This is a genomic window from Microtetraspora glauca (assembly GCF_040656155.1).
GTDB lineage: Bacteria > Actinomycetota > Actinomycetes > Streptosporangiales > Streptosporangiaceae > Microtetraspora > Microtetraspora glauca.
Map to the genome: position 1 here is coordinate 49,935 of NZ_JBFALK010000009.1, position 23,102 is coordinate 73,036.

Annotated in this window: 21 protein-coding genes; 12 read left to right on the forward strand and 9 right to left on the reverse strand. The window is 71.7% G+C overall.

Annotated elements, in window-relative coordinates:
* Position 1: 1 nt before the first annotated feature.
* Entirely contained in the window at positions 2 to 1,105 is a 1,104-nt protein-coding gene (tal, locus tag AB0I59_RS17745) for a transaldolase (RefSeq protein WP_061255563.1), read from the reverse strand.
* Positions 1,106 to 1,112: 7 nt separating this feature from the next.
* Complete coding sequence (gene tkt / locus AB0I59_RS17750) at positions 1,113 to 3,215, reverse strand: transketolase (RefSeq protein WP_435831001.1); 2,103 nt, start codon at positions 3,213 to 3,215, stop codon at positions 1,113 to 1,115.
* A 282-nt stretch (positions 3,216 to 3,497) separates the two neighbouring features.
* Here tkt and AB0I59_RS17755 point away from each other — a divergent pair, with 282 nt between their 5' ends.
* Entirely contained in the window at positions 3,498 to 4,448 is a 951-nt protein-coding gene (locus AB0I59_RS17755; RefSeq protein WP_061255565.1) for a heme o synthase, read from the forward strand.
* A gap of 87 nt (positions 4,449 to 4,535) precedes the next feature.
* Here AB0I59_RS17755 and AB0I59_RS17760 read toward each other — a convergent pair whose 3' ends face one another.
* Positions 4,536 to 6,104 carry a N,N-dimethylformamidase beta subunit family domain-containing protein gene (locus AB0I59_RS17760; RefSeq protein ID WP_358133926.1) on the reverse strand — a complete coding sequence of 523 codons (1,569 nt, stop codon included), beginning with the start codon at positions 6,102 to 6,104 and terminating at the stop codon, positions 4,536 to 4,538.
* Between the two features lie 194 nt (positions 6,105 to 6,298).
* On the opposite strand from AB0I59_RS17760, the gene AB0I59_RS17765 reads away from it, so the two are divergent.
* Positions 6,299 to 7,591: a PrsW family intramembrane metalloprotease gene (locus tag AB0I59_RS17765; protein WP_063818760.1), complete on the forward strand. Its 1,293-nt coding sequence runs from the start codon at positions 6,299 to 6,301 to the stop codon at positions 7,589 to 7,591.
* A 216-nt stretch (positions 7,592 to 7,807) separates the two neighbouring features.
* Positions 7,808 to 8,848, forward strand: coding sequence for a lytic polysaccharide monooxygenase auxiliary activity family 9 protein (locus AB0I59_RS17770; RefSeq protein WP_358133930.1), 1,041 nt, complete (start codon positions 7,808 to 7,810; stop codon positions 8,846 to 8,848).
* Positions 8,849 to 9,080: 232 nt separating this feature from the next.
* On the opposite strand, the gene AB0I59_RS17775 is transcribed toward AB0I59_RS17770, so the two are convergent.
* The 3 genes from AB0I59_RS17775 to AB0I59_RS17785 all read right to left on the reverse strand — a co-directional run bounded on the left by AB0I59_RS17775 (position 9,081) and on the right by AB0I59_RS17785 (position 11,936).
* Positions 9,081 to 9,848, reverse strand: a complete 768-nt coding sequence (locus AB0I59_RS17775; RefSeq protein ID WP_061255567.1) for a SanA/YdcF family protein — start codon at positions 9,846 to 9,848, stop codon at positions 9,081 to 9,083.
* Between the two features lie 141 nt (positions 9,849 to 9,989).
* A complete protein-coding gene (locus AB0I59_RS17780; RefSeq protein ID WP_061255568.1) occupies positions 9,990 to 10,661 on the reverse strand; it encodes a response regulator in 672 nt (223 codons plus the stop codon).
* A 72-nt stretch (positions 10,662 to 10,733) separates the two neighbouring features.
* Entirely contained in the window at positions 10,734 to 11,936 is a 1,203-nt protein-coding gene (locus AB0I59_RS17785) for a sensor histidine kinase (protein WP_358133934.1), read from the reverse strand.
* 110 nt (positions 11,937 to 12,046) lie between these two features.
* Here AB0I59_RS17785 and AB0I59_RS17790 point away from each other — a divergent pair, with 110 nt between their 5' ends.
* The 3 genes from AB0I59_RS17790 to AB0I59_RS17800 are packed head-to-tail and all read left to right on the forward strand — an operon-like array spanning position 12,047 to position 14,276.
* Positions 12,047 to 12,271: a hypothetical protein gene (locus tag AB0I59_RS17790; protein WP_061255570.1), complete on the forward strand. Its 225-nt coding sequence runs from the start codon at positions 12,047 to 12,049 to the stop codon at positions 12,269 to 12,271.
* Positions 12,272 to 12,285: 14 nt separating this feature from the next.
* Positions 12,286 to 12,762, forward strand: a complete 477-nt coding sequence (locus tag AB0I59_RS17795) for a PH domain-containing protein (RefSeq protein ID WP_061255756.1) — start codon at positions 12,286 to 12,288, stop codon at positions 12,760 to 12,762.
* Positions 12,759 to 14,276 carry a PH domain-containing protein gene (locus AB0I59_RS17800; RefSeq protein ID WP_358133937.1) on the forward strand — a complete coding sequence of 506 codons (1,518 nt, stop codon included), beginning with the start codon at positions 12,759 to 12,761 and terminating at the stop codon, positions 14,274 to 14,276. The genes AB0I59_RS17795 and AB0I59_RS17800 overlap by 4 nt, the downstream gene beginning before the upstream one ends.
* Positions 14,277 to 14,289: 13 nt before the next feature.
* Here AB0I59_RS17800 and AB0I59_RS17805 read toward each other — a convergent pair whose 3' ends face one another.
* Entirely contained in the window at positions 14,290 to 15,339 is a 1,050-nt protein-coding gene (locus tag AB0I59_RS17805) for a COX15/CtaA family protein (protein WP_358133940.1), read from the reverse strand.
* A gap of 124 nt (positions 15,340 to 15,463) precedes the next feature.
* On the opposite strand from AB0I59_RS17805, the gene AB0I59_RS17810 reads away from it, so the two are divergent.
* The 5 genes from AB0I59_RS17810 to AB0I59_RS17830 all read left to right on the forward strand — a co-directional run bounded on the left by AB0I59_RS17810 (position 15,464) and on the right by AB0I59_RS17830 (position 20,404).
* Positions 15,464 to 16,642, forward strand: a complete 1,179-nt coding sequence (locus AB0I59_RS17810) for an NAD(P)/FAD-dependent oxidoreductase (RefSeq protein WP_358133943.1) — start codon at positions 15,464 to 15,466, stop codon at positions 16,640 to 16,642.
* Positions 16,630 to 17,058 (forward strand): (2Fe-2S)-binding protein, encoded by a 429-nt coding sequence (locus AB0I59_RS17815; protein ID WP_358133946.1) that lies wholly within the window; start codon positions 16,630 to 16,632, stop codon positions 17,056 to 17,058. The genes AB0I59_RS17810 and AB0I59_RS17815 overlap by 13 nt, the downstream gene beginning before the upstream one ends.
* Positions 17,055 to 18,446 carry an FAD-dependent oxidoreductase gene (locus tag AB0I59_RS17820; protein WP_061255572.1) on the forward strand — a complete coding sequence of 464 codons (1,392 nt, stop codon included), beginning with the start codon at positions 17,055 to 17,057 and terminating at the stop codon, positions 18,444 to 18,446. Before AB0I59_RS17815 ends, AB0I59_RS17820 begins: the two co-directional genes overlap by 4 nt.
* On the forward strand, positions 18,433 to 19,326 hold the full coding sequence (locus AB0I59_RS17825; RefSeq protein ID WP_061255573.1) for a dihydrodipicolinate synthase family protein: 894 nt from the start codon (positions 18,433 to 18,435) through the stop codon (positions 19,324 to 19,326). Before AB0I59_RS17820 ends, AB0I59_RS17825 begins: the two co-directional genes overlap by 14 nt.
* Before the next feature lie 76 nt (positions 19,327 to 19,402).
* Complete coding sequence (locus AB0I59_RS17830; protein ID WP_358133950.1) at positions 19,403 to 20,404, forward strand: proline racemase family protein; 1,002 nt, start codon at positions 19,403 to 19,405, stop codon at positions 20,402 to 20,404.
* 143 nt (positions 20,405 to 20,547) lie between these two features.
* Here the strand turns inward: AB0I59_RS17830 and AB0I59_RS17835 are convergent, their stop codons facing one another.
* Both AB0I59_RS17835 and AB0I59_RS17840 read right to left on the reverse strand, forming a co-directional pair.
* The gene (locus AB0I59_RS17835; protein ID WP_358133953.1) at positions 20,548 to 21,423 is read right to left on the reverse strand and encodes a hypothetical protein; all 876 of its coding nucleotides are present in this window, start codon (positions 21,421 to 21,423) and stop codon (positions 20,548 to 20,550) included.
* Positions 21,424 to 21,552: 129 nt separating this feature from the next.
* On the reverse strand, positions 21,553 to 21,714 hold the full coding sequence (locus AB0I59_RS17840; protein ID WP_358133956.1) for a hypothetical protein: 162 nt from the start codon (positions 21,712 to 21,714) through the stop codon (positions 21,553 to 21,555).
* A 205-nt stretch (positions 21,715 to 21,919) separates the two neighbouring features.
* Here AB0I59_RS17840 and AB0I59_RS17845 point away from each other — a divergent pair, with 205 nt between their 5' ends.
* Positions 21,920 to 23,092 carry a branched-chain amino acid ABC transporter substrate-binding protein gene (locus AB0I59_RS17845; RefSeq protein WP_061255576.1) on the forward strand — a complete coding sequence of 391 codons (1,173 nt, stop codon included), beginning with the start codon at positions 21,920 to 21,922 and terminating at the stop codon, positions 23,090 to 23,092.
* Positions 23,093 to 23,102: the final 10 nt, after the last annotated feature.

Here is a 23,102-nt window from a genome sequence, read left to right on the forward strand (position 1 = left end):
CTCAGGCCTTCCCGAGCTCGGCGGCCACGGTCTCCAGGAGCTCCTTCCAGGAGACCTCGAACTTCTCCACGCCTTCGTCCTCGAGCGCCCGCACGACGTCGTCGTAGTCGACGCCGACCTCCTTGAGCGCCGCCATCGTGTTCCACGCCTGCTCGTAGAACGGCCGTACGGTGTCGCCCGAGATCTTCCCGTGGTCGGTGACCGCGTCCAGCGTCTTCTCCGGCATCGTGTTGACCGTGCCCGCGGTGACGAGCTGGTCGACGTACAGAGTGTCCGGGTAGTCGGGGTTCTTGACGCCGGTCGAGGCCCACAGCGGGCGCTGCGGCCGGGCACCCGCCGCGCGCAGTGCCTGCCAGCGCGGGCTCGCCATGACCTCCTCGAACGCGGCGAACGCGAGCCGCGCGTTGGCCACGGCGGCCCGGCCCTTCAGCGCGATCGCCTCGGGCGTGCCGATCCCGTCCAGGCGGGCGTCGATCTCGGTGTCGACGCGGCTGACGAAGAACGACGCCACCGACTCGATGGTGGCGAGGTTGACGCCGTTCGCCCTGGCCTTCTCCAGGCCCTCAAGCCAGGCGTCCATGACCGCGCGGTACCGCTCGAGGGAGAAGATCAGCGTGACGTTGACGCTGATGCCCTCCGCGACGCACTGGGTGATCGCGGGCAGGCCCTCGACGGTCGCGGGGATCTTGATGAACAGGTTGGGCCGGTCGACCAGCCACCACAGCGCGCGCGCCTCGGCGATGGTCTTCTCCGTCTCCCTGGCCAGCCGCGGGTCGACCTCGATGGAGACCCGGCCGTCCACGCCGCCCGTGGCGTTGAAGACCGGCCGCAGCACGTCGGCGGCCCAGCGGATGTCGAAGGTCGTGATCGCCCGGACCGCCTCCTCGACCGTGACGCCACGCACCTTGAGGTCGTGCAGCTGCGCGGCGTACGCGTCACCCTTGCTCAGGGCGCCCGCGAAGATCGTGGGGTTGGACGTGACGCCCACGACCTGCTTGTCGCGGATCAGGGCGGCCAGATTGCCGGTGCGCAGCCGGTCACGGCTGATGTCGTCCAGCCAGATCGACACACCGGCTGCGGTGAGGCGCTTCAGGTTCTCGCTCATGATCTCCTCAGTTTCCGGTCGTCTCGCCCTTGTCGGCCCCCGTCTTGGCGAGGCTCGCCCTGGCGGCGGCCACCACCCGGTCCGCGGTCAGGCCGAACTGCTCGAAGATGGTCCTGTACGGCGCGGAGGCGCCGAAGTGCTCAAGGCTCAGCACTTCCCCTTCATCACCGACGAACTCGCGCCAGCCGAGGGAGATTCCCGCCTCGACGGCGACCCGGGCGCGGACCGCCGGGGGCAGCACGGACTGCTGGTAGGCGGCGTCCTGGGCGCGGAACCACTCCACGCACGGCATCGACACGACCCGGGTCGGGACGCCCTGCTCCTCAAGGATCCTGCGGGCGCCGACGGCCAGTTCGACCTCGCTGCCCGTACCGATGATCACGACGGAGGGCTGGCCGGTGGAGGCATCCTCCAGGATGTAGCCGCCGCGCGCGACGCGGGCGGCGTCGCCCGTGCCCTCGTACACCGGCAGGTTCTGCCGGGTCAGCGCGAGAGCCGCGGGACGGTCGTTGTGCTCCAGGATCGCCTTCCAGGCCGCCGCCGTCTCGTTCGCGTCGGCCGGCCGTACGACGTCGAGGCCCGGGATGGCGCGTAGCGACCACAGGTGCTCGATCGGCTGGTGGGTGGGGCCGTCCTCGCCGAGGCCGATGGAGTCGTGCGTCCACACGTACGTCACCGGCAGCTTCATCAGCGCGGCGAGCCGTACGGCCGGGCGCATGTAGTCGCTGAAGACCAGGAACGTGCCGCCGTACGGGCGGGTGCCGTTGTGCAGGGCGATGCCGTTGAGGATGGCGCCCATGCCGTGCTCGCGGATGCCGAAGTGCAGCGTGCGGCCGTAGCGGTTGCCCGGGAACTCGCGGGTCTGGTACTCGTCCGGGATGAAGGACGGCTCGCCCTTCATGGTGGTGTTGTTGGACTCGGCGAGGTCGGCGGAACCGCCCCACAGCTCGGGCAGCACCGGCGCGAGGGCGCTCAGCACCTCACCGGACGCCTTGCGGGTCGCGATCGACGCGCCGGTCTCGAACGTGGGCAGCGCGTTGTACCAGCCGTTCGGCAGCCGGCGGGCCGAGATCCGGTCGAACAGCTCGGCGCGCTCGGGGTTGTCCACCCGCCAGGTGTGGTAGGTCTTGTCCCACTCGGCGCGGGCCTCGCGGCCGCGCTTCACGACCTCCCTGGAGTGGTTCAGGACGTCGGCCGGTACCTGGAAGGTCTGCTCCGGGTCCAGGCCGAGCACCCGCTTGGTGGCGGCCACCTCGTCCTCGCCCAGGGCCGCGCCGTGGATCTTCCCGGTGTTCTGCTTGCCCGGCGACGGCCAGCCGATGATCGTGCGCAGCTTGATGAACGTCGGCCGCTCGGTGTCCGCGCGCGCCTCCTCCAGCGCGTCGTACAGCGCCTGGACGTCCTCCTTGTACTCGCCGGTGGCGGTCCAGTCGACCTCGAGGACCTGCCAGCCGTACGCCTCGTAGCGCTTGGAGATGTCCTCGGAGAGGGCGATCTGCGTGTCGTCCTCGATGGAGATGTGGTTGGAGTCGAAGACGACGACGAGGTTGCCCAGCTTCTGGTGGCCGGCGAGCGCGCTGACCTCGTGGCTGATGCCCTCCTCGATGTCGCCCTCGGAGGCGAAGCACCAGATCATGTGGTCGAACGGGGACGTGCCGGGGGCGGCCTCGGGGTCGAACAGGCCGCGCTCGCGCCGGGCGGCCATGGCCATGCCGACGGCGTTGCCCAGGCCCTGGCCCAGCGGGCCGGTGGTCGTCTCCACACCCACGGTGTGGCCGTACTCCGGGTGGCCGGGGGTGAGGCTGCCCCACTGGCGGAGCGCCTTCAGGTCCTCCAGCCGCAGGCCGTAGCCCGACAGGTACAGCTGGATGTAGAGCGTCAGGCTGCTGTGGCCGCAGGAGAGGACGAACCGGTCCCGGCCCACCCACTTGGCGTCGGACGGGTCGTGCCGCATGACTCGCTGGAAGAGGAGGTAGGCCGCGGGGGCCAGACTCATCGCCGTTCCGGGGTGACCCGAGCCCGCCTTCTCGACCGCGTCCATCGCCAGTGCTCGCACCACGTCGACTGCTCGCCGGTCGAGGTCGGTCCACTCAAGGCTTGCGCTGCTCAACTGCTCGATCCCCTCTAGTTCATTGCGCCGGTTTTGGCATTTCCCGCCCACACCGGACCCTAACGGGTCGGGGGTCCTACCGTTCGGTAGACCACCACCGCACCGGCCGCCCGGCGCCCTGAGCGGCGGCGTTCTCATGGGTGTCCGGACGCGTCGCTTCCGGCCCCAGTTCAGGGACCACCGGTCCTCCCGACTACAGTGAGTCCACAAGTGCCTGGCTGCTGCCCGGAGATCCGCTCAATTCAGAGGTTACGCGTTGACCCCGCACGTGCTGGAAGCGCCTTGACGGTGCTGACGAAGATGGAATCGGTGCCCCCGCTCGGAACGGCGGTGGCGGCCGCGCCGCGCTCCCTGGGCGCGCTTGTCCGCGCGTACGTCGCGCTCACCAAGCCGCGGATCATCGAGCTGCTGCTGATCACGACCCTTCCCGTCATGTTCCTCGCCGCGCGCGGCCTGCCGCCGCTGTGGACGGCCATCGCGACGATGGTCTTCGGTACCCTGTCCGCGGGTAGCGCCAACGTGCTGAACTGCTACATCGACCGGGACATCGACAAGACCATGCGGCGCACCCGCCGCCGTCCGCTGGCCAAGTCCGAGGTCTCCCCGAGGGGTGCGCTGGTCTTCGGCGTGGCCCTGGGCGTGGCCTCCACGGTGGGTCTCGGCCTCACGGTGAACTGGCTCGCCGCCGCGCTGTCGCTGGGCGCGATCCTGTTCTACGTCCTCGTCTACTCGATGGTGCTCAAGCGGCGCACCGTGCAGAACATCGTCTGGGGCGGCATCGCGGGCTGCATGCCCGTGCTGATCGGCTGGGCCGGCATCACCGGCAGCCTCTCCTGGGCTCCCGTCGTCCTGTTCGGTGTGGTGTTCTTCTGGACCCCGCCGCACACGTGGACGCTGGCCATGCGCTACCGCGAGGACTACGCCTCGGTCGACGTGCCCATGCTGCCCGTCGTCGCGACCGAGCGCCGGGTGGTCCGCGAGGTGATCGCCTACACCTGGGCCACCGTGCTCTGCTCGATGCTGCTGTGGCCCGTCGCCGGGACCTCGCTGCTCTACCCGATCGTCGCCGCCGTCCTCGGCGCGGCCTGCCTGTGGGAGGTCTACCGCCTGCTCGGCCGGCTCAACGCGGGCAAGACCGGCGTGGACCTGCGCCCGATGCGCTTCTTCCACTGGTCGAACATCTATCTCGCGCTGCTGTTCCTCGCCGTCGCGGTCGACTCGCTGCTGATCTGAGCCGCGCCCGGGCGCGCGCCCGGGCGCTTCCTCTACGAGATCCTCTCCGCGCGGTTCCTCTACGCGCAGGCTCTCTACGCGGTTTCTCTACGCGTAGAACGCGTGGACGTTGTCACGCGGGGCCGCACGGTGCTCCCCGGCCGGCCCCCTGGCGAAGGCGCGCAGCAGGTTGGCCGTCGTCTTCGTCACGAACTTGCGGGTCCTCGCGTTCATGTCGTGCGCGCGCGGGCCTCCGGGGCGGCCCGCCATGAGCGCCTCCACCCACCGCATCGTCCCCGTCGCGAAGACCCCCGCGCCGCTGGGCGTGGTGTAGTACGCCGAGTCGGCGAAGCTGGGCCGGTTCCCGCACATCAGCGGGGAATGGGCGAGGATCTCGATCGGCCGGGGCGTCGGCACGCTGGGCGTCACCCTGTCGTACTCGACGCCGACCAGGTGCGGGAACGCGTCGCCGCGCCGTACCCCGGTCCCCTCGAACAGCCAGTGGTGCGGGTTCGTGACGACGTACGGCGCGTCGGCCGGGTATCCGTCGTAGTAGACCCCCGTGAGTGAGGACTCCGGGTCGGGCGCGGGAGAGGACCGGAAGTCCGCCGTCACCTCCGCGGGGCGCTGGCCGTACATGGGGTCGCTGGCGTACTGGTCCTTGTAGCAGATGACCAGGCGGCCCTCGTTCGCCACGCGGATCCGGCGGTAGCAGGTGTTGGCCCCGAGGAAGGCGATGTTGGATCCGGCGTCCCTGGCTCGGGTGACCTGCCTGCGCGCCTGCGGCGTCCAGTACTCGTCGTGGCCGAGGAAGACGATGGAGGCCGCGCCCCGCATCGCCTCGGGGGTCAGGTCCAGGTTCGTCGTGTACGCCAGAGGGATGCCGAGACGCTCGGCGAGCACGACCATCGCGCGCTCGTGGACGAGGAACTTCTCCGCGCCGTTCTTGTCGTAGGGGCGGTCGAAGCTGACCGCGAGGGAGCGGGCGCCGTAGCTGCCGTCCCGCCCGTAGTAGAGGCTGTAGCCGCCCCACTGGTTGTACGCCTGCCAGGTGGCGGCGGCGTGCACCAGCAGCGTCCTGCCCGTGGCGTCCGCGGACCGCACGACCAGCGGCACGTACCGCTGGTGCCCCTTCGCGGAGTCGAGTCGCAGCAGGTAGGCGCCCTCCGGCCAGCCCGCCGTCGGGACGGTGAGGGACCGTCTCCAGTTCGCGTGCACGGTACGGGTGGCCCCGTCGAGGTCGCCCCGGCCCTGCCTGCGGCCCGGCAGCCACTCCGACCGCCACACCCGGCGCGCCTCCGCTCCGCCGTACCAGCCCATGCGGTAGGCGGTGACACGGAAGCGGTCGGCGGTGGTCGAGACGCGCAGCTCCACCGGATGTCCCGGAAGCACGCTCGCCTGGTCGCAGTATCCCTCGATCGCCTCGGCCGGGCCGTACGAGCGGGCCCGCCAGCCGGGGTCGCCGGGCCTGAGCCGTTCGAAGCGTACGGGCTCCGCGGTGGCCGACGGGCTAGCGGCCGGGAGCGGCGGCGCGGACGCCGAGGAGGTCCCCGGGCCCGGTTCGGCCGTGACCGGTTCCGCCGCCGTGTTCGCGCAGGCGGAGGCGCCGGCGGTGGCGGCGGCCACCACACCGAGGAAGCTTCGGCGGCTCAGCCGGCCGTCGTCGGTCTCGTTCATCCGCTCCGCCCCCCTGTGACGAACGACCCATGGGAAGATCAGTTCGGCAGCACCGTACTGCGGCCCGGGGAAGGGCCGGTCCAGCTGACGGTCAGACGGGTGTCCGCATTCGGGAAAGGCGGGGAGCGCGCGCGGCCTTGAGGATCTTCGGGGGCGGGGCGGACAGCGGGTCTCCGGTCGGTTACATTCGCGGAATGGCGAGCCTGGATCCGCGAAACGTGCTGAAGGAACGTCCGTCGGTCGGCCTGATCATCGGCCTGGTCCTCGCAGGCATCTGCACCCTCGTGACCTTGTCGTTCGACATATTCAACGGCGGTGCCGTCCAGTTCTTCATCGCCCTCGTGCTCGCGGTCGCCCCCGTCCCGCTGCTGCTGGCCGGAGTGCTCGCCCTCGACCGCATGGAACCGGAGCCGCGCGCCAACCTCGCCTTCGCGTTCGCGTGGGGAGCCGGGGTCGCCGTGCTCTTCGCCGGCCTGCTGAACTCGCTCAACCTGATCTACGTCGAGCACCAGATCGGCAACGCGGCCAACGCGCGCAACATCGTCGCGACGTTCGTCGCCCCGCTGGTCGAGGAGACGATGAAGGGCCTGGTCCTGCTGGGCCTGCTCCGGTTCCGCCGCCAGGAGCTCGACGGGCCCACCGACGGCATCATCTACGCCAGCATGGTCGGCCTCGGGTTCGCCATGTCGGAGAACGTCAGCTACTACCTGGCCGCGCTGTCCGAACACGGCGCCGAGGGGCTCGCGGCCACGGTCGTGCTCAGGGGCGTGCTGTCCCCGTTCGCGCATCCGCTGTTCACATCCCTGATCGGCATCTCCGTGGCGTACGCGGCGCAGCGGCAGGGGAAGTCGGGCATCGGGGTCGTCGTCGCGGGCTGGATCGGCGCCATGGTCCTGCACGGCCTCTGGAACGGGCTCGCCTCCTTCGGGGGCTTCGCCGGGCTCGCCGTCGCCTACCTGGCGCTGATGATCCTGCTCTTCATCGAGATCGGCGTCATCTTCAGGGACCGCAAGCGCATCGTCGGGCTGATCAACCGCTTCCTGCCGCCGTACGAGGTCAACGGCCTGATCAACCAGGCGGACATCTTCATGTTGTCGTCGCTCAAGGGCAGGCGCCAGGCCCGTCAGTGGGCCAAGGCGCACGGGGGCAAGGCGGGCTCGCGGGCGATGAGCGACTACCAGCTCGCCGCCACCGAGCTGGGACTGCTCCACGAGCGGGCGTACCGCGGCGGGATCGACGAGAAATCCTTCCGCGAGCGGCAGTGGGCCCTCGCGGACCTCATGGCGCACGCGCGCATGTCGTTCCCGCTGCCGGGACGGCACCAGTCGGCGGCCGCGAGGGGAATGCCGCCGCCCGGATACGCGCCGGGAGCCCCGCCGGCCGGCCATCCGCAGAACGGCAGGGAGGGGACGCCGCCGCAGTATCCGCCTCCTCCGTTCCCGGGGCCCGGCCAGCATCCTCGCGGGGACCAGCCGCCGAGGACGTAGCCGTTAGTTCTCCGGCGAAGGTGCTCTTTTCCGGCGACGTTCCCGCGTGCTTGAATCGGGGTGCGCGATGGCCCTGATGGGTGGGCTCAGGAGGGGCGTACGGCGTGCCGTACGCGGTTCTCGTACCGACCACGCCGTTCAGGCGTGCCCGGCGCGCTCCACCGCAGGGAGGGGCGCGCGTCTGCGGCGCGCCCGCCCATCACGAGGAGAACCCCTGTGAGATCCAGGCGCAAACTCACCGTCCTCACCACGATCACGGTGGCGGTCGCCGGAGTCGCCATCGCCCTGTTCCAGGGCGCCGCCGAAGCGCACGGCGCGCTTCAGGCCCCCGCCAGCCGGACCTACGCCTGCTACGTCGACGGCCTGACCGGGGGCGAGATCAAGCCCAACAATCCCGCCTGCAAACAGGCCGTCGCGACCGGCGGCACCCAGCCGCTCTACGACTGGTACGGCGTGCTCCGCTCCGACGGAGCCGGCCGTACGCGGGGCTTCATCCCGGACGGCCAGCTGTGCAGCGGCGGGTCCAGCAAGTACGCCGCCTACGACGTGCCCCGGGCGGACTGGCCGACCACCACCGTGCGGGCCCGTGACGTCTACAACTTCGTCTATGGCGCCTGGGTGCCGCACCCGGGCGGGTTCAAGCTCTACGTCACCAAGGACGGCTACGACCCCGCCAAGCCGCTCACCTGGGCGGACATGGAGGATCAGCCGTTCCTGACGGCCGACCCGGAACCCGCGGTGAGCAACGGCGCCTACCGCTTCTCCGGCACGATGCCGGCCAAGCACGGACGGCACATCATCTACGCGGTGTGGTATCGCTCCGACAGTCAGGAGACCTTCTACGGCTGCTCGGACGTCGACTTCATCGGCGACATGGCGTCCCCGTCCCCCTCGGCGTCGCCGTCTCCGAGCGTCTCGCCCAGCCCGTCTCCGAGCCCGTCGCCCGGCGGGCCGCTCGGGGCGTCCTGCACGGCCACGGTGACGCTGACCAACTCCTGGTCCGGCGGCTTCCAGGGTGAGGTCACCATCAAGAACACCGGCACCTCGGTGCTGAACGGCTGGTACGTCCAGTGGACGCTGCCGACCGGCGCCAAGGTCACCCAGGCGTGGAACGGCACGTCCATGCAGAGCGGGCCGACGGCCATGATCCATGCGGAGACGTGGAACTCGGCCCTGGCGCCCGGGGCGGGCGCGACCGCCGGGTTCCTCGGCACGTCCACCTCGACGCCCACGTTCACGGACGTGAGCTGCGGCTGATCCGAGCCGGGAAACGGAACCGGGGAGGGCGGCGTCCCGCTCTCCCCGGTTCCTGCGATGGGTGGGCGGAGGAGGGTCCGCCCTCATACACGCGATGCGATGGCCTCGGTCGTACGGCCTCACCTCCCGAATGGGCTCTGGGAGCGCTCCCATGGACACGGTGATCGGACCCTACGTCCGGGCTGGGAGAGAAGGCCAGGCAAGCGGCCACAGGCGGCCGGATCGCCACAGGTCAGAGGGGGCGCCGGGATGAAAGTTTCGTTCTCCGGCGCGTCGCGGACGTGGCTCGGGACGCGAGCGCCCGGTCGAGCGTGACCTCGCGCGGGCCGAGGAAGTGAGGGTCCGCATGGAGGACCTTCGCCTCCAGCAGCGCCTTCGCCGAGGCGAAGAACTCCCGTGTGGCGTAGACATACGTGTCGACCGGCCAGTCCTTCGAGGAGTCGTCGCCGACCCCGAACGAGTCCAGCCCCGCCGTACGGCACAGCGTCACGGCACGGGGGAGATGGAAGTCCTGGGTCACCACGATGGCGCGGGACGCTCCGAAGATCTTCTTGGCGCGGACGCAGGAGGCCCACGTGTCGAATCCGGCGTAGTCGAGGACGACCTTCTCCGCCGGGACCCCGTGCGCGGTCAGGTAGTCGCGCATCGCGGTCGGCTCGTCGTAGCCGACGCGGCTGTTGTCGCCCGACACCAGCAGCGCCCGGACCTTGCCCGCGCGGTAGAGCCGCACCCCGATGTCGAGCCGGGTGCGCAGCATCGGCGTGGGCCGGGCGCCCGCGGTGAGCCCGGCGCCCAGCACGAGCGCGACCGGCATCGAGGGAACCGAGGCCATCCACGCGTCCGACCGGCCGGCGCTGACGCGATGGCCGGAACTGTCCAGCCAGGCCCAGGTCATCGGGGCGAGGGCGAGGACGCTCAGCGCCACCAGGATCTGGAAGCCGCGCCGCAAACCGGTGCGGGACCAGGTCCAGGGGAGGAGACGGCTCAGAGAGTGGCTCATGGAGCGCCAAGTCTAGATCGAGTCTTCACGGATCTCTCCCGGTTCGCGGAACCGGGCGTCGGCGGCGGGCGCCTCTGCGGGTGGCCGCGCGGCGTGCCGCCGCCCCCGGGTCCGCTCCGAGAACGCGGGCCGCCCTTGGTGTCAGGACGCCCGTCCCGCCGCCTCGGCGTCATGGACGATCAGCGCGATCTGGACCCTGTTGTTCAGCCCCAGCTTGGTGAGGATCCGCGACACGTGCGCCTTGACCGTCGGCACGCTCATGTAGAGCTCGCCGCCGATCTGGGCGTTGGACCTGCCCTCGCCGACCGCGATCGCGACCTCCCGCTCACGCCCGCTCAGCCTGTCCAGCTGGGCGCGGGCCCGATCACGGCGGCCGCCCGCGCCGCCGTCGGAGACATGCGAGATGAGCTGGCGGGTGACCGCCGGCGACAGGATGGGCTCGCCCGCGGCGACCCTGCGCACCGCGGCGACCAGGTCGGCCGGGTGGATGTCCTTCAGCAGGAACCCCGCCGCTCCCGCACGCAGCGCCCGCAGCACCTGCGCGTCGGCGTGGAAGGTGGTCAGCACCACCACCTCGGGAGGGCCGGCCGTGGCGCGCAGCCTCTCGGTGGCGACCAGCCCGTCGACGCGGGGCATCCGGATGTCCATCAGCACGACGTCGGGCCGGCGCTCGGCGACCATGGAAGGCACCTGGTCGCCGTCCGACGCCTCACCGGTGATCTCGATGTCGCCCGCGCCCGCGAGGATCATCGACAGTCCCGCGCGTACGAGCGCGTCGTCGTCGACGACGAGCACCTTGATCGGAGCGTTCATGCCTTCCCTTCCCGCGGTGTCTCCCGGCGGCTTCCAGGTGTGTTCCAACGTCTTTCTCAGGGTGGTCCGGCGTCACGGCCACGGCAACCACGCGTGCAGCACGAACACGCCTCCGGGCGTGAGGCGATGGTCCAGGCGGCCGCCGGCCAGCTCCGCGCGCTCGGCCAGGCCGATGAGGCCGGTGCCCGTACCCGGGATCTCGGAGATCATCGAGCGGCGGTGCGCCGCCACGGGTGCCGGGTTGCTCACCTCCACCGTCACCCCCTCGCCCGGCGCGCCCGACACGCGTACGGTCACCGGCGCGCCGGGGGCGTGCTTGCGGGCGTTGGTGAGCGCCTCCTGGACGACGCGGTAGGCGTTGCGGCCCAGGACCTCGGGCGGGGCGGCCTCGTCGGACATCGGTACGGCGAGCTCCAGCGCCACCTCGGTACCGGCCTGGCGCGACTCCTCCACCAGCGGGGCCAGGTCGGCCAGCGTGGCCTGCGGACGCTCCGGCCGCGCGTCTTCCGGGACCTGCCGCAGGACCCCGATCACCTCGCGCAGGTCCTGCAGAGCCTGGTGCGCACTGGCCCTGATGGCGCTCGCCGCGCGCCGGATCTGCTCGGGAGGGGCGCCTGGGCTGTACTCCAGCGCCCCCGCGTGCAGGCTCAGGATCGAGATGCGGTGGGCGAGCACGTCGTGCATCTCCCGGGCGATTCGCTCCCGCTCCAGCCGCCGCGCCTCCTCGGCCGCGATGGAGGACCTGGCACGCAGGGAGAGGACCAGCTGCCGCCGGGCCCGTACGACGATGCCCCAGGCGAAGATCATCAGAATAAGGGTCGTCATCAGCAGGAACGACCCCCAGACGCCGAGGAGAGGGTCCGGCCGCAGGTGCACGTACGGGATCGCGGTCAGGATCCCGAACGCCACCACCGGTCCGGCGATCTTGAACGGGCGGTGCACCGCCACGGTGAACAGCGCCACGATGGACGCGCCCCCCACCAGCGTGAGCACCGAGGTGAGCGACGACGTCACCAGGGCCAAGGTGACCGGCCGGCGGCGGCGCAGCCACACCGCCGCGCAGGACAGCACGCCCAGGACCTGCTCGACCACGATGTAGCCCCGTGCCTCGCCCGCGATGTCCGGCGCCGAGAGCAGCGTCACCCCGCAGGCCGCCAGGAACATGCACGTGTCCACGATCCAGTCGCGGGTCGAGCGCCGTACGGGGCGGTCCTCCTCGCCCTCGCCGAGAAGGACCGAGGGCAGCAGCCACCGGTATTCCATTCTCGACGTCATGGTCATCGAGGTTACGGCGTGGCTGCCGATCCACGACACCGACCAAAGTAGGTAGCGCCGGCTACCTCGGCACGAGGCGGCCGGCCGCGCCGCGAGCCGATGCTTGGAGCATGAAGACGTTGCTCGAAATCGCGGGCTGGGCGGCGGTCGTCCAGGGAGTGGGCGGAGCCGTCACCCACCTGCTCGGCTGGTGGAGGTGGGCGCACGACCTCCTGATCGTGAACCGCCTCGACATCCTGGCCGGATACGAGGTGTTCGCCTCGCTCGCGCTCGTGGTGCTCGGGTTCGCCCTGCTCGGGACCTCCGAGACGCTGAACAAGGACCGGACCTCGTGACGCCGTCCCTGCGGATGCGACCGCCGCGCAACCAGGCCGACCCGCGCGCGGTGGCGTGGTGGACGGTCCAGGCACTGCTGCTCGCCGTCCCGCTGGTGATCGCCGCGTCCCTGGCGTACTGGCTCCTCACCGACCGGCCGGTCTGGCTCGGTGCGATCGTGATCGCGTTCGGGCTGGCCTGCCTGGGGTTCGTCGTCCTGGCGCCCCGGGCGTACTACCGGGTCGAGCGCTGGGAGGTGACCGGCGAGGCGGTCTACACGCGTACGGGCTGGCTCACGCAGACCTGGCGGGTCGCGCCGATGTCGCGCATCCAGACCGTCGACACCGTCCGCGGGCCGGTGCAGCGGCTGTTCGGGCTCGCCGGCGTGACGGTGACCACGGCCTCGGCCGCCGGCCCGGTCAAGATCGAGGCGCTCGACCGGGAACTGGCCGCGGAGCTGGCCGAACACCTGACCCTGATCACCCAGAACACCCCCGGGGACGCGACATGACCCTCGGCACCGACGAGGCCGCCGCGCGGGAGGAGACCGGCTGGCTCGCGCCGCACCCGCGCGTCGTGGCCGCGGCCGCCGTGTTCTCCCTCGGCGTCGCGGTGCCCGCGGTGGTCGCGCTCGCGCGCTTCCTGCTCGGCAGGGACGTCGCCGTCGGCCTGGTCGTCGCCGCGGGGGCGGGCGCGACGGTCCTCATCGCCGCCGCGGGCGCGGCCTACGAGACCGCGCGCCTGCGCACCACCCGCTACCGCCTCACCGGGCAGCGCCTGGAACTGCGCTCCGGCATCTGGACCAAGGAGCACCGCGCCGTCCCGCGCGAGCGGGTGCGCAGCGTGGACGTCACCGCCGATCCCGTACGGCGTGCGCTCGGCCTGGCCGTGGTGAAGGTGGGCACCGGCGAGCACGCCTCCGGCGAGCGGGCCGAACTGACGCTCGACGCGCTCGCCGTGGCCGAGGCCGAGGCGCTGCGCCGCGTCCTGCTGGCCGAGCGCCCGGCGGAACAGGCGGAGGGGCCGCTCGCCGAGCTGCGCTGGTCGTGGATCAGGTACGCGCCGCTGACGGTGTGGACGGTCGTCGGCGGCGGGCTGGTGCTGGGCGGCCTGTACAAGCTGCTGGGCACGCTGGGATTCGAGCCGTCGGAGTCGGAGGCCGTCGCGCGGGCCTGGGAGTGGTTCACCGCCACGCCGTGGCTCACCGTCCCGATCCTCCTGCTGGCCAACGTCCTGGTGGGGCTGGTGGGCGCGATCGCGCTGTACGCCGAGTCGTGGGGGAAGTACCGCCTGGAGCGCGAGCCGGCCACGCTGCGGATCCGCCGCGGCCTGCTCACGACCCGCTCGCTCACCTTGGAGGAGCGGCGGCTGCGCGGGGTGGCGGTGACGGAGCCGCTGCTGTTGCGGCTGGGCGGCGGGGCGAGGGTCACGGCGGTCGCGACGGGCCTGAAGAAGGCGGAGGAGAACCAGACCGAGGACGTCGCCGCGCTGACGCCGCCACTGCCGGCGGGAGAGGCCCGCCGGATCGCCTCCGGCGTCCTGCGGGAGGAGTTCGACCCCGCCGGGCTGCGCGGCCACCCCCGGGCGGCCAGGGGCAGGCGGGTGCGCCGGGCGCTCCTCACCGTGGTGACACTCGCCGCCGGGCTGGGCGTGCTCGCCTCGCGGACCTCCTGGGTGCCCGGCTGGGTGTGGGCGCTGCCGGTCCTGGCGGTTCCGGCCGGATGGGCGCTCGCCGCCGACGCCTATCGCTCGCTGGGCCACGGCCTCACCCGGCGGCACCTGCTGACCCGGTCGGGTACGGCACGGCGCAGGACGGTCGCCCTGGACCGCGCCGGGATCGTCGGTTGGACGATCAGCCAGTCGGTGTTCCAGCGCCGGGCCGGCCTGCTGAACGTGTCGGCCACGACCGCCGCGGGTGCGGGCCGCTATGACGTGCTGGACGTGGGCCAGGACGACGGGCTGCTGCTGGCCTCGCGGGCGGTGCCCGGCCTGCTGGAGCCGTTCGTCGAGGAGTTCGTCGAGTAGAGCGGGTAGCCGCTCAGGCGGACCCGCCGTGCGGCGCGGCGGCCTCCAGGGGCTGGGCGTCGCCCGCCGTGGCCGCCGCGCGGCCGTCCGCCTCGGGGTCGACGGGGTCGCGGGTCCGCATCAGGAACACGACCCGCAGGGTGGAGATCCACACCAGGGTCGAGCCGAGCACGTGCAGCAGGACGAGCAGGGCGGGGATGGCCAGGAAGTACTGCACGTAGCCGATCACGCCCTGGGCCAGCTCCACGCCGAACAGCACCAGAGCGGCCCGCCGGACCCTCGCGGGCGAGTCGGTCAGGTGGAGGGCGAACAGCAGCGCGAACGTGAGGCCGACGACGATCCAGACGATGTCGGCGTGCAGCCGGGCCACGGTCTCGATGTCGAAACCGAACCGTGAGGCGGCGTCGTCGCCTGAATGCGGTCCCGTCCCGGTGACCACGACGCCGGCGACGAGGAGCAGGCCGACCGCGCCCAGCAGGACGAAGCCGAGTGTGCGGATATCCCGGTGCACGAGCCGCCGCGGCGGCTCGTCGCCCTCCCCGGCCCGCGCGAACATCGCGTACGCCGCCGCGATCATGGCGATCGACAGCAGGAAATGCACGCTCACCGTGAACGGGTTGAGCATGGTCCGCACGACCAGGCCGCCCCACAGCGCCTGGGCGAGCACCCCGATCGGCTGGAGCCAGGCGAGCCGTACCAGGTCGCGACGGCCCCGGCCGTCGCCGTCGATGTCGCGGACGAGCCGGACGGCGGCGAGGACGCAGGCGACCCCGACGGCGAGGACCAGGAAGGTCAGCAGCCGGTTGCCGAACTCGATCGCCATGTTGAACGCGGAGTGCGCGTCGTGCTGGGCCGGGACGAAACTGTCCGGCGTGCACCTCGGCCAGGTAGGGCAGCCGAGGCCCGATTTGGACACGCGTACACCCGCGCCCGTGACCGTGATGCCCGCGTTGACGACGACGCTCGCGAGCGCCCATCGACGCATCGTGACGGTGCTGGGCAGCCAGTACGACCGGTGGAAACCGGTGGCGCGATCACGGATCTGGGCGGAGAGGCTGGTCACGCTCAAATGGTAGGCGGCGGTAGGGGTGGTCCCGCCTCCGGCCCGTTTGGACGGATATCGCCGGGTATTGCGATAAGCCAGTGAAATATGACACATTACTGAGCCGAAAGGGAGGTGAGCGGGCGTGCCGGATGTCGTGGTCATCGGTGCCGGAATGGTCGGCGCCGCCTGCGCCTATTACGCGGCCCGCGAGGGCCTGACCGTCACGCTGGTGGACCGGGGATCCGTCGCGGGGGGTACCACGGGATCGGGTGAGGGCAACGTCCTCGTCTCGGACAAGGAGCCCGGCCCCGAGCTCGACCTCGCCATGTTGTCCTGCCGTCTATGGACCGAGCTGGCCTCCGAGGCCCGCGAAGTCGGCGGGTTCGAGTACGAACCCAAGGGCGGCCTGGTCGTCGCGGAGAACGACGAGGTGCTGCGCGCGCTGACCGAGCTGGCCGGTCACCAGGGCGGGAGCGGTGTCGTGGCCCGTCCCGTGGCCGCCGACGAGCTGGCCGACCACGAGCCGCATCTCGCGCCGGGGTTCGCGGGCGGGATCCTCTACCCCCAGGACGCCCAGGTGCAGCCGATGCTCGCCGCCGCCCGGCTGGTCCGGCGGTGGCCGGGCGTCACTCTGCGTACCGGAACCGAGGTCACCGGCATCCTCATGGAAGGCGGCCGGGTCACCGGTGTGCGCACCGCCACGGGCGACATCCCGGCCGGCGCGGTGGTCAACGCGGGCGGCACGTGGGGCGGGGAGATCGCCGCGCTCGCGGGCGTGGAGTTGCCGATCCTGCCGCGCCGGGGCTTCATCCTGGTCACCGAGCCGCTGACCGGAGGGCCGTCGGGTGGGCCCTCCGGGCCGCTGGTCCGGCACAAGGTCTACACGGCCGCCTACGTGACCAACGTGGCCAGCGACTCCGAGGGCCTGGAGACGTCGGCCGTGGTGGAGGCCACCCAGGCGGGCACCGTCCTCATCGGCGCCAGCCGCGAGCGTGTCGGCTTCGACCGGACCGTCTCCCTGCCCGTGCTCGCGCGGCTGGCCCGGCAGGCGGTCGCCCTGTTCCCCGCGCTCGCCGACGTCCGGGCGATCCGGGCCTACTGCGGCTTCCGGCCCTACTGCCCCGACCATCTGCCGGTGATCGGGGCCGACCCGCGGGTCCCCGGGCTGTACCACGCGTGCGGCCACGAGGGCGCGGGCATCGGCCTCGCCCCGGTGACCGGGCTCCTCGTCGCGCAGCTCATCACGGGAGCGGAGCCCGAACTCGATCCGGAGCCCTTCAGCCCCGGCCGCTTCGCCGGAGCGGCCGCATGGACAGCGTGAACGGCGTGACCGGCGTGACCGGCGTGACCGGCGCCGAGGGCACCGACCATGCCGACCGCGCCGAGCGCACTGGCGGCACCGGTCGCGTGGACGGCGCGGTGAGCGGCAACGTGGACAAGGGAGGCGGCATGTCCGGGGCTTCGCCGTACCGGCTGGTGGGGGCACGGCCCGAGCCGGGGTTCGAGGTGCGCGTGGACGGGCGGGCCGTGCCGGTGGTGCCGGGCCAGACCGTCGGCGCTGCCCTCCACGCCGCCGGGATCCGCACCTGGCGCACGACCCGGTTCGGCGACCGCCGGCGTGGCCTGTTCTGCGGCATCGGCGTCTGCTTCGACTGCCTCGTCACGGTCAACGGGGTGGAGAACCTGCGGGCCTGCCTGACCGAGGCCCGTCCCGGGGACGAGGTGACCACCTCGTGACCGCGTACGACCTGGTGATCGTGGGCGCGGGACCGGCCGGCCTGGCGGCGGCGGGCGTGGCGGCGCGGGCGGGCCTGCGCGTGGCGGTGCTGGACGCCGGGGCGCGGATCGGCGGCCAGTACTTCCGCCAGCTCCCGGACGGGTTCAACGCCGCGCGGCCCGGTGCGCTCCACCACGGCTTCTCCACGTTCGTACGGCTCCGCGAGGCGCTCGGCGGCGCCGACGTCCTGCTCGGCCACCGGGTCTGGGCCGTCGAGCACGGGCCGGAGGGCGGCTTCGCCGTCCACTGCCTGGAAGGGCGGGAGGAGCGGGCGCGCACCGTCGCGGCGGCACGGCTGCTCATCGCGACCGGCGCGTACGACCGCGTCCTTCCGTTCCCCGGCTGGGACCTGCCCGGGGTCATGACGGCGGGCGCCGCCCAGGCGCTGCTCAAGGGCAACCTCGTGCTCGCCGGGCGGCGCGTCGTCGTCGCGGGGACCGGGCCGTTCCTGCTGCCCGTCGCGACCTCGCTGGCGGAGGCGGGGGCGAAGGTCGCCGGGGTCTTCGAGGCGGGCGGCCGGTTCGGGCTCGCGCCCCGGGCGCTCGCCCGGCCGGGCAAGGCCGCCGAGGCGCTCGCGTACGGCTACCGCCTGGCCCGGCGCCGCGTGCCGTACAAGGGCGGCCGTGCGGTGGTGGCGGCGCACGGCGACGGCGAGCTGACCCACGTGACGGTGGCGAAGGTGGACGCGGACTGGCGGCCCTACCGGGGCGGTTACGAGACGATCGAGTGCGACACCCTCGCCGTGGGCTACGGTTTCGTGCCCCAGCTCGACCTTCCGGCGCAGCTCGGCTGCGAGATCGCCGGGGACGCCGACGGCGGCCCCGTCGCGCGGGTGGACCGGCGCATGCGGACCAGCGTCGAAGGCGTGTACGCCGCGGGGGAGACCACGGGGGTGGGCGGCGCCGACCTGGCCGCGCTCGAAGGAGTGATCGCGGGCCGCGCCGTCGTGGCCGACGCCCTGGGCGCCCCCGCGGCCGGCGACCCCGAGGATCCCCGCATGGAGGCCAGGAGGCGGCGGCTCGCCGGGTTCGCGCGGGCCCTGCTGCGCGCCTACCCGGTCAGGGACGGCTGGATGTCCTGGCTGCGCGACGACACCCTGATCTGCCGCTGCGAGGAGGTGCCCTACGGCCGGATCAAGGAGGTCCGCGACCTGGGCGCCGCCGACGCGCGCTCCATCAAACTGCTGGCCCGGCCCGGGATGGGCTGGTGCCAGGGCCGGATCTGCGGCCACGCCGTGGCCCGCCTCGCCGGGGAGGACCCGGCGCCGCCCCGGCGGCCGATCGCCCAGCCCGTACGCCTCGGCGACCTCGCCGCCATGGATGGAAGGACACTTGATGACGACACGTGAGAAGCCCTGGCACGGAGTGATGGTGGCCACCGCGCTGCCGCTGCGCGACGACCTGACCGTCGATCACGACGCGTACGGCGAGCACTGCCGGTGGCTGGTGGACAGCGGATGCGACGGCGTGGTGCCCAACGGCTCCCTGGGGGAGTACCAGACGCTGACGCCCGAGGAGCGGGCCCGGGTCGTGGAGACCGCGGTCGCGGCCGTCGGCGGCGACCGGGTCATGCCGGGCATCGCCGCCTACGGTGCGCTGGAGGCGCGCCGCTGGGCCGAGCAGGCCCGCGACGCGGGCTGCCGGGCCGTCATGCTGCTGCCGCCGAACGCGTACCGGGCGGACGAGCGGGCCGTCCTGGCGCACTACCGCGAGGTGGCCGCCGCCGGTGTGCCCGTCGTGGCCTACAACAACCCGATCGACACCAAGGTGGACCTGACGCCCGGGCTGCTCGCGACGCTGTACGCCGAAGGGCTCATCGTGGGTGTGAAGGAGTTCACCGGGGACGTGCGGCGGGCCTACGAGATCGCCGAACTCGCCCCCGGGCTGGACGTGCTCATCGGCTCGGACGACGTGCTGCTCGAGGTGGCGCTCGCCGGGGCGGTCGGCTGGGTCGCGGGCTACCCCAACGCGCTGCCCGCCTCGACCGTCGAGCTCTACCGCGCGGCCGTCGCCGGCGACCTGGAGACCGCGCTCCCGCTGTACCGGTCCCTGCACGCGCTGCTGCGCTGGGACTCCAAGACGGAGTTCGTCCAGGCGATCAAGCTGTCCATGGACATCGCCGGACGCAGGGGCGGGCCGTGCCGTCCGCCGAGGCGGCCGCTCACCGCCGAGCAGGAGGCCGCCGTGCGCGCCGCCACCGAGAAGGCGCTCGCCGAGGGGCTGCGCTAGTGGGGCGTCGCCGTACCATCGCCCGGTCCGGCGATTGCGGACCGGCACATCGGAGAGCGGACCGGAGAGGGGTGCGATGAGGACGAAGCGGGTCTTCCACGCGGTGGACTCCCACACCGAGGGCATGCCCACCCGCGTGATCACCGGCGGGGTGGGGGTGATCCCGGGCGCGACCATGGCCGAGCGCAGGGAGTACTTCCTGGCCAACCTCGACCACGTGCGCACGCTGCTGATGTACGAGCCGCGCGGCCACTCGGCGATGAGCGGGGCGATCCTGCAGCCGCCCACCCGGCCCGACGCCGACTTCGGCGTGCTCTACATCGAGGTGTCCGGCTGCCTGCCGATGTGCGGCCACGGCACCATCGGCGTCGCCACGGTCCTCGTCGAGACGGGGATGGTCGAGGTGACCGAGCCGGTGACCGTGATCCGGCTGGACACCCCGGCAGGGCTGGTGACCGCCGAGGTGCGGGTCGAGGACGGCGCGGCCGTCGCGGTGACCATCACCAACGTGCCGTCGTTCAGCGTCGCGCTGGACCGCACGGTGAAGGTGCCCGGCCTCGGTGAGGTGGCCTACGACCTCGCATACGGGGGCAACTTCTACGCGATCCTGCCCATCGAGTCCGTCGGGCTGCCGTTCGAACGGTCGCGCAAGCAGGAGATCCTCGACGCGGGACTCGCCGTGATGGCGGCGATCAACGACAGGGACGAGCCGGTGCACCCCGGGGATCCCGGGATCCGCGGCTGCCATCACGTCCAGTTCGTCGCGCCGGGCTCGGACGCGCGGCTCTCCCGGCACGCGATGGCGATCCATCCGGGCTGGTTCGACCGCTCGCCGTGCGGTACGGGCACGAGCGCGCGGATGGCGCAGCTACACGCGCGGGGGGAGCTGCCGCTGGACACCGATTTCGTCAACGAGTCGTTCATCGGCACCCGGTTCGTCGGCCGCCTGGTGGAGGAGGCGACCGTCGGCGACGTCGCCGCGGTGGTCCCCGCGATCACCGGGCGGGCGTGGGTGACCGGGACCGCGCAGTACTTCCTCGACCCGCGCGACCCCTTCCCCGCCGGGTTCCTGCTCTGATCCGAAGATCGGGCAGTGACGGGCCGGTCGCGCGGCCCTGACCGCGGACAGTGCGAGGGTGTCCAGGATCCGCTTCACGGAAACCGGTCCGGACACCCTCGTGATCGCGCGTTCGCACGCGGCGGCGGGTCGGCTCTCGTTTCTCAGATGTCGAGCAGATCGCGGGCGGACTCGACGGCGACGGCCGCGCGGATCCAGGCGTCGAGCTGGTCGATGTCGGTGCAGGCGCCTATCTCGGCGCGTACGTCGTCCGGGACCTCGAGGTCACGTGCGGACAGTACCTGGAGGATCGACTCCGCTTTGCCTTCAGCTTTGCCTTCAGCAATGTTGTTGCGGGCCCACTCGCTGAGGTATTCGTAGGTTTCAGTCTTCATGAGCTTCTCCAGGTGCTCCCAGATCTCACGGGGCAGCGCTGCACGTACCATGTCAGCGTATCGGCCGCCCTTGTACGGGTCGAGGTCATGTACGGCTTTGAGCAGGGCGTTCAGAATGTCGGGGCCCTGCGGCGTGTTGGCGTGGGTGATCACCGACAGCACGGCGAGTTCGGGGTCTTCGGCCGCGTCACACGGGTCGAGGATCATGGGGACTTCGGTGGGGCCGGCGACGAGTGGGGTCAGCGTCAGCCCCGGATGGCCCAGCTCGATGGGGTGCCGGGACCAATGGGCGATCGCGGCGTCGGGACAGACCACAAGCAGGATCGCGGGGCACCTCATGCGGGTGCGAAGGCTGATGAGGTACATCGGCCAAGACCAGCGTTTGCCATTGTCCCGACCGCGTTGGACTTCCATGACCACGGCGAGGACAGGCTCGGGGTCGGCGTCGGACTGTTTCTTGCGGAAGACGATGACGGAGTCGGCGCGGAGTTCGGTGGGGGTGACCTCGGTGAGGTCGCCGGACTCCACGGCCGCGTGGTCGTAGTCGGGCAGAGGGATCTTGAGAGTTTCGGTGAGAAGCTCGGCCGCCAGAACCGGACGTTCATGGAACAGGCGCACGATGACTTCGTGTTCGCTCGTAAGCACAGCGTGACCGTAAAGTGGGCCGGGCTGCTGGCGCGCCAATTGGTGACTATCTGTAATTGAACAGTTACCGAATGTCCTCTGGTCTGAGTGGATATGAGGGGAGTGATTCGGAGTTCCCACCCCGGGCGGTCACCATTCGGCGGGTGCTCCGTCCGCCATCTCGTGCGTCGCGATCCGGAGGAGGGTTTCGCCGTCTCCGGTGATCAGTGCGGTGACGCCGAACGCGAGGACCACGGCCACGTAGGCGACCGCGATCAATACGGCGACCCAGTCGAAACGGTAGTGGCGCACGTGGAGTTTCCGGGGCGCGGGGCGGCCGATCGTCCAACCCTGGCGCCTCGGACCCTGAAACGATCTTCAGTGATGTGCTCGAGGAGCGCTGCTTACCTTTTCGCGGCGGTGTCTTCACAGGGGGCTAACGGTCTGATATCAGACCTTGACGCGATCTTCCGAGGACGTGCAATGTCACATTCCACATTCGGAAGAGGAGGCGCGGATGCGCAAGCTCTACGGGACGGCTCTCGCGGTCGTCATGGCATCGGCGGCCCTGATGACCGCGGGCTGCGGGCAGGGTCTGCTCGGCGGGGACGACGCCGGCTCCGCTGAGAAGAAGGACGAGCCGATCGTGCTCGGCATGCTGATCCCGCAGTCGGGCAGCGAGGCGGCGATCGGTCCCTACATGAGCAACGCCGCCCAGCTCGCGGTGGACGAGATCAACGCCAAGGGCGGCGTCCTCGGCCGCAAGCTGGAGTTGAAGACCGCCGACGACGCGTGCGACCCGCAGACGGCCGCCGCGGGCGCCAACAAGCTGGTGACGGCGGGCGTCCACGTCTCCATCGGCGGTTACTGCTCGGGCGCCACCCTGCCGACGCTGCCGATCTTCGGCAAGGCCGGGATCCCCATGATCATTCCGGCGGCGAACTCGCAGGAACTGGTCGACCAGAAGCTCAAGAACGTCTTCCTCATCAACGGCACCGGCTCGCAGCAGGCCGGAGCCGCGGCCGCCTGGATGACCAAGGATGGGGCCACGAAGGTCGCCCTCATGCACGACAACACCAGTTATTCCAAGGACATCGCGCTGCGGACCCAGACCCTGGTCGACGAGCCGGGTGGCCCGGAGACCGCGATCCTCGAGGCGGTGACCCCCAAGGAGAGCGACTACAGCGCCAACATCACCAAGGTGCTGGCCAAGAAGCCCGACTACGTCTACTGGACGGGCTACTTCCAGGAGGGCGGTCTGATCGCCAGGCAGCTCCGCCAGGCCGGTTACCAGGGCAAGATCATGGTCGGGGACGGCTCGGTCTCGCCCAAGCTGATCGAGATCGCCGGAGCCGAGGCGGCCACGGGCGTCTACGCCACCATGACCCAGACCCCGGACACGCTCCAGGGCGCGGAGAGCTGGATCGCGGACTACACGAAGAAGTTCGGCTCCGAGCCGGGGCCGTACTCCAACCAGGCCTACGACGCCGTACGGCTGGCCGCCGAGGCGGTCACCAAGGCCGGCGGCACCGACGGCCAGAAGGTCATCGCCGCCCTTGAGGCGATCGACGGGTTCTCGATGTTCTCCGGGCCGCTGAAGTTCACGCCCGAGCACACCCTGAGCACCGGCGGCTTCCAGATCCTGGTCGTCAAGGACGGCAAGTTCGCCCTCCAGGACGCGCTCCAGTGACCTCCAGGGA